Below are 13,497 nucleotides of genomic sequence, written 5' to 3' on the forward strand. Positions count from 1 at the left end.
ACACCGTCGAGGTCGACGAACCACTGCTCGAGGTCTCCACCGACAAGGTCGACACCGAGATCCCCTCCCCCGTCGCCGGCACCGTTCAGAAGATCGTCGCCGACGAGGACGAGACCGTCGACGTCGGCGCCACCCTCGCCGTCATCGGCGAGGGCGCCGCCGGTAAGGCCGAGCCGGAGGACGAGGGCACACCCGAGCCCGCGGAGGAGGCCCGCCCGGCGCAGGCCCCCAAGCAGGCCGAGGGTGACGCCACGGACGCCTCGGGCGCCGAGAAGCAGGCCGACAAGGCCGGCGACACCCCCGAGCAGGAGAAGAAGGCGGCCGCCAAGGCGGAGGCCAAGACCGACGGCGGGGACGCCGGACGGCGCGAGAAGTCGGCTCCGCAGGCATCCTCCGACTCGGGTGTGCCGAAGCGGGCCGAGCCGGCGGCTGCCGCCAAGTCCGGGTCGTCCCCGTACGTGACCCCGCTGGTGCGCAAGCTCGCGCAGGAGAACGGCGTGGACCTGGACACGGTCAAGGGCACCGGCATCGGTGGTCGTATCCGTAAGCAGGACGTCCTCGCAGCGGCGCGGGGCGGCGCGGACGAGAGCACCCCGGAGACCCCCGCCAAGGCGGCGCCCACCACCGGTGGCCCGTCGTCCGCGGGAGTCCGGCCGGAGCTCGCCGAACTCCGCGGCACCACCAAGAAGGCCAACCGGATCCGCAAGGTCACCGCCCGGATCACCCGAGAGTCGCTGCAGTCGAGCGCGCAGCTCACGCAGGTCTTCGAGGTCGACATGACGCGCGTTGCGCAGCTTCGTTCCCAGGTCAAGGAGCAGTTCGCCGACAAGCACGGCGTCAAGCTCACCTACCTGCCGTTCTACGCCAAGGCCGTGGTCGAGGCTCTCGTCTCGCATCCGAACGTCAATGCGTCCTACGACGAGGACTCCAACGAGATCACCTACCACGAGTCGGTGAACCTCGGCATCGCCGTGGACACCGAGGCGGGACTGCTCTCGCCGGTCATCAAGAACGCCCAGGACATGGATATCCCGACCCTGTCCAAGGCGATCATCGACCTCGCGGAGCGGGCACGGGCCGCCAAGCTCACTCCCGACGATCTCTCGGGTGGCACGTTCACCATTACCAACATCGGCAGCGAGGGTGCCCTGTTCGACACCCCGATCCTGGTTCCGCCGCAGGCGGCGATGCTGGGCACCGGCGCGATCGTGCGCCGCCCGGTGGTGGATGCGGACGACGACGGCGAGTCGATCGCCATCCGGTCGATGGGCTACACCCCGCTGACCTACGATCACCGCCTGATCGACGGTGCTGACGCCGGCCGCTTCCTCACCACGGTCAAGGACCGTCTCGAGAAGGCCGAGTTCGAGAGCGACCTCGCGCTGTAACCGGTAGCTCCTGACGACGGGCGCCCTCCTTTTCGGGAGGGCGCCCGTTCTCCTGTCTCACGTGGGTATCGGCAGGGGCTTTTCGAGCCGGCCGCCTTCGCCCGTCGACGTCGGCGCCTACGCTGCAGGACATGCCCTTCAACGGTCAATCCCTCCGCCGCGATCCGACCCCTCCGGAGATCCGCCGACTCGGCACGGTCGAGTACTCGCCCACCTGGGAGCTCCAGCGCACCCTCGCCGAGGAACGCGCGGACGGGCTCCGCGGTGACACGGTGCTGCTGTTGGAGCATCCCGCGACCTACACCGCGGGCAAGCGCACCGAGCCCTCGGACCGGCCGATGGACGGCACCCCGGTGGTGGACGTGGACCGTGGTGGTCGCATCACCTGGCACGGCCCGGGCCAGTTAGTGGGCTACCCGATCATCGCGCTGTCCGACCCGATCGATGTTATGGAGTACGTCCGGCGGGTCGAGCAGGCGCTCATCACCACCTGCTCCCGCCTCGGGGTGGAGGTCAGCCGGGTCGAGGGCCGCTCGGGGGTGTGGTGTGCCGCCTCCGACGGGCGCCCCGAGCGCAAGATCGCGGCGATCGGGATCCGCGTCCAGCGCGGGGTGACGATGCACGGGTTCTCGCTCAACTGCGACTGTGACCTCGGTGCGTTCTCGCGGATCGTCCCGTGTGGCATCGTCGACGCGGGCGTCACCTCGTTGACCGAGGAGCTCGGCCGCACCGTCACCGTGTCAGACGTGCTGGAGCAGGCCACCTCCGACTTGGTGGAGGCCCTGGACGGCCGGCTGCCCGTCGTGTGATTCGAGCGTAGGGTGGCTGGCGTGACTGTGACTCCCGAGGGCCGCAAGCTTCTGCGTATCGAGGCCCGTAACGCCGAGACCCCGATCGAACGTAAGCCTTCCTGGATTCGGACCCGCGCCACCATGGGGCCCGAGTACAAGGAACTCAAGGGTCTGGTCCGGACCGGCGGCCTGCACACGGTGTGCGAGGAGGCCGGATGTCCCAACATCTACGAGTGTTGGGAGGACCGGGAGGCCACGTTCCTCATCGGCGGCGAGCAATGCACGCGTCGCTGTGACTTCTGCCAGATCGACACGGGCAAGCCCAGCGCCCTGGACCGCGACGAGCCCCGCCGTGTGGCGGAGTCGGTCCGTGAGATGGGTCTGCGCTATTCGACGATCACCGGTGTCGCCCGGGATGACCTGCCCGATGGCGGTGCGTGGCTGTACGCGGAGACCGTCCGCAAGATCCACGAGTTCAATCCCAATACGGGCGTAGAGAACCTGATCCCCGACTTCAACGGGAACCCGGACCAGTTGGCCGAGGTGTTCGAGTCGCGCCCCGAGGTGTTGGCGCACAATCTGGAGACCGTGCCCCGGATCTTCAAGCGCATCCGGCCGGCGTTCCGGTTCGACCGGTCGCTCGAGGTCATCCGCGCCGCCCGCGACTTCGGGCTCGTCACCAAGTCCAATCTCATCCTGGGCATGGGAGAGACCACCGAGGAGATCGTGGACGCGATGCGCGATCTGCACTCCGCCGGGTGCGACATCCTCACGATCACGCAGTACCTGCGCCCCAGCCCGCTCCACCACCCGATCGACCGCTGGGTCAAGCCCGAGGAGTTCGTGGACCTGTCCGAGCAGGCCCGTGAGATCGGTTTCGCCGGTGTCATGGCCGGGCCGCTGGTCCGCTCGTCGTACCGCGCCGGCCGCCTATACGTCCAGGCGCTCGAGCACCGTGGCGAAGAGGTCCCGGAGCATCTCGAGCAGCTGAAGACCGGCGGCGCCGCGTCCCAGGAGGCCTCGAGCGTCTTGGAGCGCGAGCAGGCTCGCGTCTGACCGCTCGCCCCCGGACTCCCCCGGAGCGCTCACCGCGGTTCTCGAACCGTGGTGTTCGCCACGTATCCTGATGGGCATGGCGAAGAGCGAGCTCAGCAAGGCGGACAAGAAGGAGGCCCGGGCCGCTCGGCGGCAGGCGGGCAAGGCACAGCGCGGCCAGATGTGGGAGGCGCTGAAGATCCAGTCCAAGCAGGACAAGCTCCTGTGGCCGCTGATGATCGGCGCGGTGGTCCTCTCCGCCCTGGTGTTCTTCTTCCTCGGCAAGATCTGGGGCGGCGAGTGGTGGATGCTCCCGCTGGGCGTCCTGGTCGGCGTCATGCTCGCCATGACGATCTTCTCCCGCCGAATCCAGAACACCGTGTACGGCAAGGCCGAGGGCCAGCCCGGGGCAGCGGCGTGGGCCCTGGACCAGCTCCGCTCGGGCTGGCGCGTCAACCAGGCGGTCGCGGCGACCACGAACTTCGACGCGGTCCACCGCGTCGTCGGCCGCTGCGGCATCGTGCTCGTCGGCGAGGGACAGCCCCACCGCCTCAAGCCGCTCATGATGCAGGAGAAGAAGAAGGTCGCCCGCGTGGTGGGCGACACCCCGATCTACGAGCTGATCGTGGGCGACGAGGAGGGCACGACCCCCGAGCAGGTGCCGCTGCGCAAGCTCAACCGTCGGCTCACCCGGTACCCGATGAACATCAGCCGGCAGAAGGTCGATGCGCTCGACACCAGGCTTCGCGCACTGAGCACCAAGACCGGCGTGCAGAACCAGATGCCGAAGGGCCCGGTCCCCCAGGGCGCCAAGGTCCGCAACATCCAGCGCAGCGCACGCCGGAGGGGGTGAGCCGCCCGACGGCCGAGCGGCCGTGGCCCGGGATGACACAAGGTTCCGGTGCGCGCACGACAAGAGCGTTCCGACCCTCTCGCCTCAGCGGGATAGTCGGAACGCTCTGGTCATTTCCGGGGCCGGGCGGTGCCGGGCCGGGCCGGTGACCGCGACCGGGTCCTCGGCGCTGAGTGAGTCGGCGAGACGGCGTATCAGCGGGTGCGGATCAGTGCGGTGCCCGTGGCGCGGTCGTGCATCCCCCGACCGTCCTCGTCCTGAACCAGCGGCGGGATCAGGAAGAAGATGAAGACGACGCGGACCAGCGACCGCACGAATCCGACCCGCTCGTCGGCGTCGATCCTGGCGGTGCCGATCCCGAGCATCGCCTGCCCCGGCGACTGGGCGAACAGCCAGACGCAGACCACGCCGATCACGCCCCAGACCGCCGGGACCGCCCAGCTGGTGACCGCGGCGGCCGTCTCTCCGCCCAGGGCCCCCGGCCCGGCGAACGCCACGACGATCCCGACCAGCGCGTAGGCGAGGAACCAGTCCACGATGAGTGCACCGAAACGGGCGCCCAGCGAGGCCATGGACCCCTCTCCGGCGGAGGGCATTCCCAGACGCTCGCCCTTGTACTTCTGTCCGGGTCCGCCCCCGGACGAGGTCGGGCCGGACAGCCATGAACCCGCTACTTCACGCATGTCCCCAGGGTAGCCGGGAAAACCGCCGATCCCCATGTCGGTGGCCTCCACCCGCACCGGACTAAGCTGGCACGAGTGGGAAGGACTCCACCCGGCCCGTCGTGTAACACTCGCGAAACATTCGCTTGACTGCCGGGCAACACCACGCCCATATCGTGAGGTCACCGCTCGACGGGAAGACACCGGTCGCCCGTCGCACTGAAGAGACGAGGAGCGACACCGTGGCATTCTCCACGCCGGACGAGGTCATCAAGTTCATCAAGGATGAGAACGTCGAGTACGTCGACATCCGGTTCACCGACATGCCGGGTGCCGAGCAGCACTTCTCGATCGCTGCCGCCGCCTTCGACGAGGACATGATCGAAGAAGGCCTCGCGTTCGACGGCTCCTCGATCCGCGGGTTCCAGTCGATCCACGAGTCGGACATGATGCTCCTGCCGGATGTCACCACGGCGCGCCTGGACCCGTTCCGCAAGGCCAAGACGCTCAACATCAGCTGCTTCGTGCACGACCCGTTCACCCGCGAGGCCTACAGCCGCGACCCGCGTAACGTCGCGCGCAAGGCGGAGGAGTACCTGCTCTCCACCGGCATCGCCGACACCTGCTTCTTCGGTGCGGAGGCCGAGTTCTTCGTCTTTGATTCGGTTCGCTACGGCTCGGGCACCAACCACGGCTTCTACGAGGTCGACTCGATTGCCGGCCACTGGAACACCGGCGCCCCGTCCGAGGCTGACGGCTCCCCCAACCTCGGTTACAAGGTGCGGGCCAAGGGTGGTTACTTCCCCGTCGCCCCGTACGACCACTTCGTGGACCTGCGCGACGAGATGTCGACCAACCTCACGAACGCCGGCTTCGAGCTCGAGCGACTCCACCACGAGGTGGGCACCGGCGGCCAGCAGGAGATCAACTACAAGTTCAACACCCTGCTGCACGCGGCGGACGACGTCCAGTTGTTCAAGTACATCGTCAAGAACACCGCCTGGCAGAACGGCAAGTCGGCCACGTTCATGCCGAAGCCCCTCTTCGGTGACAACGGGTCGGGCATGCACGCCCACCAGTCACTGTGGAAGGACGGCAAGCCGCTGTTCCACGACGAGTCGGGCTACGCGGGACTGTCGGACATGGCACGCCACTACATCGGCGGCATCCTGCACCACGCGCCCTCGCTGCTGGCGTTCACCAATCCGACGATCAACTCCTATCACCGGCTCGTCCCGGGCTACGAGGCCCCTATCAACCTGGTGTACTCGCAGCGCAACCGCTCGGCGTGTGTCCGCATCCCGATCACGGGCAACAACCCCAAGGCCAAGCGCATCGAGTTCCGCTGCCCCGATTCATCGGGTAACCCGTACTTCGCGTTCGCCGCGATGATGATGGCCGGGATCGACGGTGTGAAGAACAAGATCGAACCCCTGGACCCGGTCGACAAGGACCTCTACGAGCTCCCGCCGGAGGAGGCCGCCGACATCCCCCAGGCGCCCACCTCGCTGCCGGCCGTGATCGATCGCCTCGAGCAGGACCACGAGTACCTGACCGAGGGCGGCGTGTTCACCGAGGACCTCATCGAGAACTGGATCTCCTACAAGCGGGAGCACGAGATCGCGCCGATCAACCTGCGACCCCATCCGCACGAGTTCGAGCTCTACTACGACTGCTGAGCCCGGACCCCGCTGCACGGCGGGGTCGCCGGATGACCGCAGGACCTGAATACCGTAAACGCCCCGGCCGATCGGCCGGGGCGTTTACGGTTGGACCCAGTGGGACACGCCGACGTCGTGAGAAGCGCCGGAAGGAGCCGGGTGGAGATGGATGCCGACGAGATCGACTTCCGGAGCTCCTCCCCGCGGGCGCGGCCGCTGAAGGTCGTCGCCGCCGCCCTCGACCCGGATCACGACCCGCGGATCGACAGGGACGACCAGGGGTATCCCGTGCTCCTCAAACTGTCCCGGGTCCTCGACCCCGAGGAGGCGCGTCTCATCCTCGACCGCAATCCGTTCCTCCACGCGGCCGCCGGCTCACGCAAGCTCATCGCCATGGACACCACCGTGGAGACCGTACGCGAGCAGAAGGACCGCCTGCAGCTACTGCTGGCGGAGGTCGAGGCGGATGCCCTGGCCGAACAGGCGCGCCAACGCCTCGAAGAACATCGGGCGGCCGAACTGCGGCTGGCCGAGCTACGCCGACGAAACGACGTGCTCGGCGAGATCGACTGGTAGCAGCCTCGGCAGTCCCAGCCGGACAGAAGGCCCGGCGGGGTCAGCCCGCCTGGCGACCTCAGCCCAACTTCGGGAAATTCTGCGGGCAGTACGTCATGACCGCCGTGCCGAGGAAGTAGCCCTGCCCGTCCGGGTCCAGCCGGGCGTGCTCGCCCAGCCATCCCGACACCTCGTCCATCTGTTGCCCACCGTCGAATCGACCGCACGCCTCGTGCGCGGTCGCCACCGGGTCCATGCCCTCCGGCAGCGCGATACCGCGCCCGTCCAGGAGCGCCACGAAGTCCCCGGCGCCAGGGGCGGGCGGTGGGGCGCCACCGGACGCCGGCGCGGGCTCACCCTCCGGGGCCGGCTCGGGTGCAGGGGGCGGGTCGGGTTCGCCGGGAAGCGGCGAGTGTGACGTGGACGGGGGCGGGGACACCGGCCCGGTCGGCTTCTCCGGACGCTCGTCGGCGAACGGGGTGGTGGTGGCGGCCGTGGTGGCCGAGTCCTGGGCAATGACCTCGGGAGCCTCGCCGTCGACCGTCGCCCCGCCGCAGCCTGCCAGAGCGGCGGCGAGCGCGACCGTGGCCGCACCGGAGGCGACGAGACGCGATCGGGAACTCAACGGGCGTGAACTCATGGTGCGCATGCTAGGGCACCGGGTCCGCTACGCGGGTAGACGCACCGTCGCCGTGACGCCACGATGATCGGTCCGGTCCACGCGGACGGTGCTGGTCTCCCCCACCGAGACCGCGCCCCGGGCGAGGATGTGGTCGATCCCGATGAGCGGAGGGAAACGACGGTCGGCCGGCCACGTGGGCACCCACCCGTCCCCGCCCGCCGACACCGAATCCGCGTAACCGAGTCCGCGCAGTTCGCGGAACCTGACGTGATCCCAGGTGGCATTGAAGTCCCCGCCCACCACGACCGGCGCCGGACCGGGCAGCCCGCCGAGATACGACCGCAGCCTGTCCGCCTCCTCGACGGCACGCGGGCCGTCGAAGACCGGCGCCACCGGGTGCGCAGCCACCACCGTGACCGGACCCGAGGGGCCTGCCATCTCGGTCCGCAGAACGCCCAGGCTGAAGCCGGGGATCCGCTCCGGGGAAGAGAGCGGATAGCGCGACCACACCGCCACGCCCTCGGTGCCCGGCGCGGTCGCCGCCGACTCATGCGGGAGCAGGCTCGTCAGGCCGGCGGTGCGCAGCGCATCCGCCGACTCCGGGGTGGCCTCCACGGTCAGCAACACGTCCACCCCGCCGGTGCGGACAGCGCGCACCACGTCGTGCGGGGCAGCTCTGCCGAACTCGAGGTTCTGCACCATCACCTTCAGGGGCACCCCGCCAGCGGGGTCGTCGTCGTAAACCGGCGACGACGCCACGAGCGGACCGTACTGGACCACCCCGGCGCCGACGAGCGCCAGGGCCAGGATGGTCAGCGCCAGGGAGCGGGCACGCAGCGCCGCGACCAGCGCGACCAGGCAGAAGAGCCAGGCCGCGAACGCGAACGTGGCCAACACCAGGACCGTGGGGTTCGCGGATCGGGACAGGTGGAGGGCGACCCCCGAGGCGGCGACCAGCGCCGCGAGCACGGACACGGCCCGCGCCACCGGCCGGCGCCCCACGGGAGGTGGCGTCACCGAAGGAACTTGCGCAGATCCCCCAGCGCGGCGATCACGCGGTCGAGGTCGTCACCGTTGCGGACCATCGAGCGGACCGTCTCGGCGACCGAGGCGACGGTCGGCGAGGACGGAGCCCCGGACGCGGCGCCCGGCTCGGCGGTGGGCTCCACGAGCGCGCGGGAGGCGGCGCGGGCTGCCCCGGGGCGACGACGATCCGGGCCCAGCTCGATCTCGAACCGGTCGCCCTTGTCGTCGGACCCGAGGCAGCGGACGCGCTCGTCGGCGGGCACTCCCGCGGCGCGGACGGCGTCGACGAACTCGTACAGCTCGCCGTAGGTGACCCCGTCGAGGGTGAGGGTGAGGTTCATCGTGACTGGCATGGGCCCAGGTTATCGCCGTTGGTGCCAACGGCGCATCGGTGAAGACCCCGGGGTCGACCCTGATCTCACGCGGCGCGGCTCGTCAGACCTCGCCCCAGAACACGTGCTCGACGGCCTTGCGACCGTGGCGGGTCACCCGCAGGTACTCGTTGAGGAACTCGGCGCCGTCCGAGGATCCCGTGCAGATCGAGGCCACGGCGGACAGGATCTTGCCCTGGCCCGGCAGCTGATCGACGGCCTTACCGCGCGCCAGCACGAGCGCGTTGCGGGTGTGGCCGGCCATGAGCCACGACTGCACCAGCGCATCGCGCTCGCCCTCGCTGAGCAACTCCGCGGAGGCCGCGGCGTCGAGCGCCTCGAGGGTCGATGTCGTGTGCAGTCCTGGCACGCGCGCGGCGTGCTGCATGGTGAGCAGCTGGGCGCACCACTCGACGTCCGCGAGCCCGCCGCGGCCGAGCTTGGTGTGCGTGGCCGGGTCGGCGCCGCGCGGCAACCGCTCGGCGTCGATGCGGGCCTTCATGCGGCGGATCTCCTGCACCACCTTGGGCGGGACCCCGTCCTGCGGGTACCGGTGGTCGTCGATCATGTGGAGGAAATCCAGCCCCAGGTCGGGGTCACCGGCCACGAACGACGCGCGCAGCAGCGCCTGCAGCTCCCACGTCTCCGCCCAGGTGGAGTAGTAGGCGCCGTAGGAGGCCAGGGTCCGCACGAGGGGGCCGCTGCGCCCCTCGGGACGGAGGTCGGTGTCCAGATCGAGGGGAGGATCCGACGACGGCGACGACAGCAGCCTGCCCACGCGTTCGGCCACCTGGGTGGCCCACTTCAGGGCGTCCTCCTCGGCCACTGCATCGGCCGGGTCGCACACGATCATCACGTCCGCGTCCGAGCCGTAGGACAACTCGTTCCCGCCGAGGCGGCCGAGACCGATGTAGGCCAGCCGGGCCGGCTGTCCGCCGCTGCCGGGCAGCATGTCCCGGATCACCGCGGCGAGTGCTGCCTCGAGTACCGCCTTCCACACCGCGGTGAGGCGTCGGCCGACATCGGGCACGGAGATCATCCGCAGCACGTCCGCCGCCCCGATGCGCGCCAGCTCGGCGCGGCGCAGGGAACGGGCGGCCCCGATGACCCGCTCCGGGGTGCGGTGGCGGGCAGCGGAGGCGGTGAGCGCCGAGGCGATGTCGGAGACCTTCGAAGCCACAAGCGCCGGCCCCTCCGCGCCGTCGGTGAGGTCGGGGATCACCTCGGGGTTGCGCATGAGCAGCTCCGCCACGAACGGGGAGGTGCCCAGAACCTGGACCAGGCGGCGGGCGACGATGCTGTCGTCCCGCAGCGTGCGCAGGAACCAGGTGATGTCCTCGTTCTCCTCGCACAGTCGGCGGTAGGCCAGCAGACCAGCGTCGGGATCCGGGGTGTCGGCCAGCCATTCCATGAAGGTCGGCAGTAGCAGTGCCTGAATGCGGCCGCGCCGGTTGTTCTGCCCGGCCAGCGCGCGCAGGTGCCCGAGGGCGTTGCGGGGCGCGCCGAAACCCAGCGCACCGAGCTGGCGCTCCATCGCCTGGGGGCTGAGCGAGAGCGCCTCGGCGTCGTACGAGGCGATCGAGTCAAGCAGCGGGCGGTAGAACAGCTTCGAGTGCAGGCGCCGCACCCGGCGGCGGACATCACGCAGGCGCTTGCGCAGCACCTGCGCCGCGTCACTGGGCCCGTCGGGCCGGATTCCCGAGGCGCGGGCGAGCCAGCGGTAACCCTCGTCGTCGCCGTCCTCGGGCAGCAGGTGGGTGCGCTTGTACCGCTCGAGCTGGAGCCGGTGCTCGAGGAGCCGGAGGAACTCATAGGCGGCAACGAGGTCGGAGCCGTCCTCGCGCGCGATGTATCCCCCGGCGCGCAGAGCGCCCAGCGCCTCGACGGTGCTGGTGACGCGCAGCTCCTCGTCGGTGCGCCCGTGCACCATCTGCAGCAGCTGGACCGCGAACTCCACGTCGCGCAGTCCGCCCCGGCCGAGCTTGAGCTCGCGGTCCCGCAGGGCCTCGGGCACGTTCTCCTCGACCCGACGACGCATCGCCTGGACGTCGTGGACGAAGTCCTCCCGCTCGGCGGCGGTCCACACCATCGGATAGACGGTGTCGTGGTACTCGGTGGCCAGGGCGAGGTCGCCGGTCATCGGCCGGGCCTTGAGCAGCGCCTGGAACTCCCACGTCTTGGCCCAACGCCTGTAGTACCTGGCGTGCGAGTCCAGCGTGCGGACCAGTTCGCCGGCCTTGCCCTCCGGGCGCAGCGCGGCGTCGACCTCGAAGAAGGCCATCGAACCGATGCGCATCATCTCCCCCGCGACCCTCGTGGTCTTGGCATCGGCGGGCTCGGCCACGAAGATCACGTCGACGTCCGAGATGTAGTTGAGCTCGCGAGCTCCCCCCTTGCCCATCGCCACCACGGCCAGCCTCGTGGGCATCGGTGAATCCGGGTACACGGTCGTCACGGCCACCGAGAGCGCGGCGGAGAGGGCGGCATCGGCGAGATCGGACAGCCGGGACCCGACCTCGCCGAACGGCAGGGCCGGCTCATGGTCCTCGACCGTCGAGGCGAGGTCGTGGGCCGCCAGCAACGCCACATGGTCGCGGTAGACGGACCGCAGCACGTTCACCGCGGCGCCACCGATGATCCCGGCCCGGTACGTGCCGACGCTGCGCAGATCCCCGGACTGCGTCGGTTCAGGAGAGTCCCCGACCGGGGCCTCGGGGACGGCCTCGACCGCCGCGAGCAGGTCGGACAGAACGTCTTCGCGGGCGGGCAGCGGCGACCGCATCAGGGTCCACCGGGTCGGCTCGGCGACGATGTGGTCCCCCAGCTGGCTCGAAGAGCCCAGAAGTCCGAGCAACCGCGCCCGCACACGCGGATCGGAGCGCAGCGTCGAGTCGAGTGCTGCCACACCGCTGTCGACGGACAGAGTGGCGCCACTGCGTGAATGCGACTCGGCCGCCAACGACTCGCGGAGGCGGACCAGGGTCGCCAACGCCAGATCAGGGTCCGGGGCCCGTGACAGCGCCCGGAGGACGGGGACCGCGTCGTCGTCGTTCCATCCCAGGTACTCGAGGCGCTCCGCCGCCCGGTCATCCAGGAGTCCCAACCGCCCGGGGCTGGGGGTCCGGGGGCGGGCGGAATGCGGACTCACGCCGACACCTCGGTCGCCCGACCGCCGGTCACAGCGCGAGGTAGTTGCGGAGCTCGTACGGGGTGACGTCGCTGCGGTACTCGCGCCACTCGCGACGCTTGTTGCGCAGGAAGAACTCGAAGACGTGCTCGCCGAGCGCCTCGGCGACGAGCTCCGACTCCTCCATCGCGTCCAGCGCCTGCTCGAGGCTGCCCGGCAGATCGGTGTAGCCCATCGCACGCCGCTCGCGGCGGCTCATGGTCCACACGTCGTCCTCGGACTCCGGCGGCAGCTCGTACCCCTCCTGCACGCCCTTGATACCGGCGGCGAACATCACCGCGAACGCCAGGTACGGGTTGCAGGCCGAGTCCGGGCTGCGGACCTCGATCCGGCGCGAGGACGCCTTGTTGGGCGTGTACATAGGCACGCGCACCAGCGCCGACCGGTTCGCCCGACCCCACGTGGCCGCCGTGGGGGCCTCGCCGCCGCCGATGAGCCGCTTGTAGGAGTTGACCCACTGGTTGGTCACCGCCGAGAACTCCGGGGCGTGGCGCAGGATACCGGCGACGAACGACTTGGCCGTGGCCGACAACTGGTACTCGTCGTCCTGCTCGTGGAAGGCGTTCGCGTCGCCCTCGAACAGGCTCATGTGGGTGTGCATCGCCGAGCCCGGGTGGTCGCGCAACGGCTTGGGCATGAACGAGGCCCACACGCCGTTGTTCATCGCGACCTCCTTCACGATGTACCGGAAGGTCATGATGTTGTCCGCCATGCTCAGCGCATCGGCGTAGCGCAGGTCGATCTCCTGCTGACCCGGCGCGCCCTCGTGGTGGGAGAACTCCACGGAGATGCCCATGGCCTCGAGCGCCTCGATCGCGTGGCGGCGGAAATGCGGCGCGGTGTCGTGGACCGCCTGGTCGAAGTAGCCGCCGTTGTCGGTCGGCACCGGCTCCGCACCGTCGGTGTCCAGGCTGCGGAACAGGAAGAACTCGATCTCCGGGTGCACGTAACAGGAGAAGCCGAGGTCGGCCGCCTTGTTGAGCTGGCGGCGGAGCACGTGGCGGGGGTCAGCCCAGCTCGGGCTGCCGTCCGGGTTGAAGATGTCGCAGAAGATGCGGGCCGAGTGCTGGCCGCCGTCGGCGTGGGCCCACGGCAGCACCTGGAACGTCGACGGGTCCGGCTTGGCGACGGTGTCCGCCTCGGAGACCCGCGAGAAGCCCTCGATGGCGGACCCGTCGAACCCGATGCCCTCCCCGAACGCGCCCTCCAGCTCGGCCGGGGCGACGGCCACGGACTTGAGAGTCCCCAGCACATCGGTGAACCAGAGCCGGACGAACCGGATATCGCGTTCCTCTAGGGTCCTGAGAACGTACTCCTGCTGGCGGTTCATGCCGTCCAACCTAGTG

Annotated in this window: 12 protein-coding genes; 6 read left to right on the forward strand and 6 right to left on the reverse strand. The window is 69.9% G+C overall.

What is annotated here, in order from left to right; translation table 11 throughout:
* The 4 genes from sucB to K3888_RS06800 all read left to right on the forward strand — a co-directional run.
* A partial coding sequence (sucB, locus tag K3888_RS06785; protein WP_230929495.1) for a 2-oxoglutarate dehydrogenase, E2 component, dihydrolipoamide succinyltransferase occupies positions 1 to 1,388 on the forward strand: 1,388 nt, incomplete at its 5' end.
* Positions 1,389 to 1,519: 131 nt separating this feature from the next.
* On the forward strand, positions 1,520 to 2,197 hold the full coding sequence (gene lipB, locus K3888_RS06790; protein ID WP_230929496.1) for a lipoyl(octanoyl) transferase LipB: 678 nt from the start codon (positions 1,520 to 1,522) through the stop codon (positions 2,195 to 2,197).
* A 21-nt stretch (positions 2,198 to 2,218) separates the two neighbouring features.
* The gene (gene lipA, locus K3888_RS06795) at positions 2,219 to 3,235 is read left to right on the forward strand and encodes a lipoyl synthase (protein WP_230929497.1); all 1,017 of its coding nucleotides are present in this window, start codon (positions 2,219 to 2,221) and stop codon (positions 3,233 to 3,235) included.
* Between the two features lie 76 nt (positions 3,236 to 3,311).
* Positions 3,312 to 4,067 (forward strand): DUF4191 domain-containing protein, encoded by a 756-nt coding sequence (locus K3888_RS06800; RefSeq protein ID WP_230929498.1) that lies wholly within the window; start codon positions 3,312 to 3,314, stop codon positions 4,065 to 4,067.
* Between the two features lie 194 nt (positions 4,068 to 4,261).
* On the opposite strand, the gene K3888_RS06805 is transcribed toward K3888_RS06800, so the two are convergent.
* Positions 4,262 to 4,750 (reverse strand): RDD family protein, encoded by a 489-nt coding sequence (locus K3888_RS06805; protein WP_230929499.1) that lies wholly within the window; start codon positions 4,748 to 4,750, stop codon positions 4,262 to 4,264.
* Between the two features lie 221 nt (positions 4,751 to 4,971).
* Between K3888_RS06805 and glnA (K3888_RS06810) the strand changes: the two genes are divergently transcribed.
* Both glnA (K3888_RS06810) and K3888_RS06815 read left to right on the forward strand, forming a co-directional pair.
* Positions 4,972 to 6,408, forward strand: coding sequence for a type I glutamate--ammonia ligase (glnA, locus tag K3888_RS06810; RefSeq protein WP_230929500.1), 1,437 nt, complete (start codon positions 4,972 to 4,974; stop codon positions 6,406 to 6,408).
* 147 nt (positions 6,409 to 6,555) lie between these two features.
* Positions 6,556 to 6,966 carry a hypothetical protein gene (locus K3888_RS06815; protein ID WP_230929501.1) on the forward strand — a complete coding sequence of 137 codons (411 nt, stop codon included), beginning with the start codon at positions 6,556 to 6,558 and terminating at the stop codon, positions 6,964 to 6,966.
* Positions 6,967 to 7,024: 58 nt separating this feature from the next.
* On the opposite strand, the gene K3888_RS06820 is transcribed toward K3888_RS06815, so the two are convergent.
* From K3888_RS06820 to glnA (K3888_RS06840), 5 genes are all read right to left on the reverse strand, one after another.
* The gene (locus K3888_RS06820) at positions 7,025 to 7,585 is read right to left on the reverse strand and encodes a DUF732 domain-containing protein (protein ID WP_230929502.1); all 561 of its coding nucleotides are present in this window, start codon (positions 7,583 to 7,585) and stop codon (positions 7,025 to 7,027) included.
* Between the two features lie 27 nt (positions 7,586 to 7,612).
* The gene (locus K3888_RS06825) at positions 7,613 to 8,584 is read right to left on the reverse strand and encodes an endonuclease/exonuclease/phosphatase family protein (RefSeq protein WP_230929503.1); all 972 of its coding nucleotides are present in this window, start codon (positions 8,582 to 8,584) and stop codon (positions 7,613 to 7,615) included.
* Entirely contained in the window at positions 8,581 to 8,946 is a 366-nt protein-coding gene (locus tag K3888_RS06830) for a hypothetical protein (RefSeq protein WP_230929504.1), read from the reverse strand. Before K3888_RS06830 ends, K3888_RS06825 begins: the two co-directional genes overlap by 4 nt.
* 82 nt (positions 8,947 to 9,028) lie before the next feature.
* Positions 9,029 to 12,112 carry a bifunctional [glutamine synthetase] adenylyltransferase/[glutamine synthetase]-adenylyl-L-tyrosine phosphorylase gene (locus tag K3888_RS06835; RefSeq protein ID WP_230929505.1) on the reverse strand — a complete coding sequence of 1,028 codons (3,084 nt, stop codon included), beginning with the start codon at positions 12,110 to 12,112 and terminating at the stop codon, positions 9,029 to 9,031.
* Positions 12,113 to 12,140: 28 nt separating this feature from the next.
* A complete protein-coding gene (glnA, locus tag K3888_RS06840; RefSeq protein ID WP_230929506.1) occupies positions 12,141 to 13,481 on the reverse strand; it encodes a type I glutamate--ammonia ligase in 1,341 nt (446 codons plus the stop codon).
* Positions 13,482 to 13,497: the final 16 nt, after the last annotated feature.

This window comes from Dietzia aurantiaca (genome assembly GCF_021033825.1).
GTDB lineage: Bacteria > Actinomycetota > Actinomycetes > Mycobacteriales > Mycobacteriaceae > Dietzia > Dietzia aurantiaca.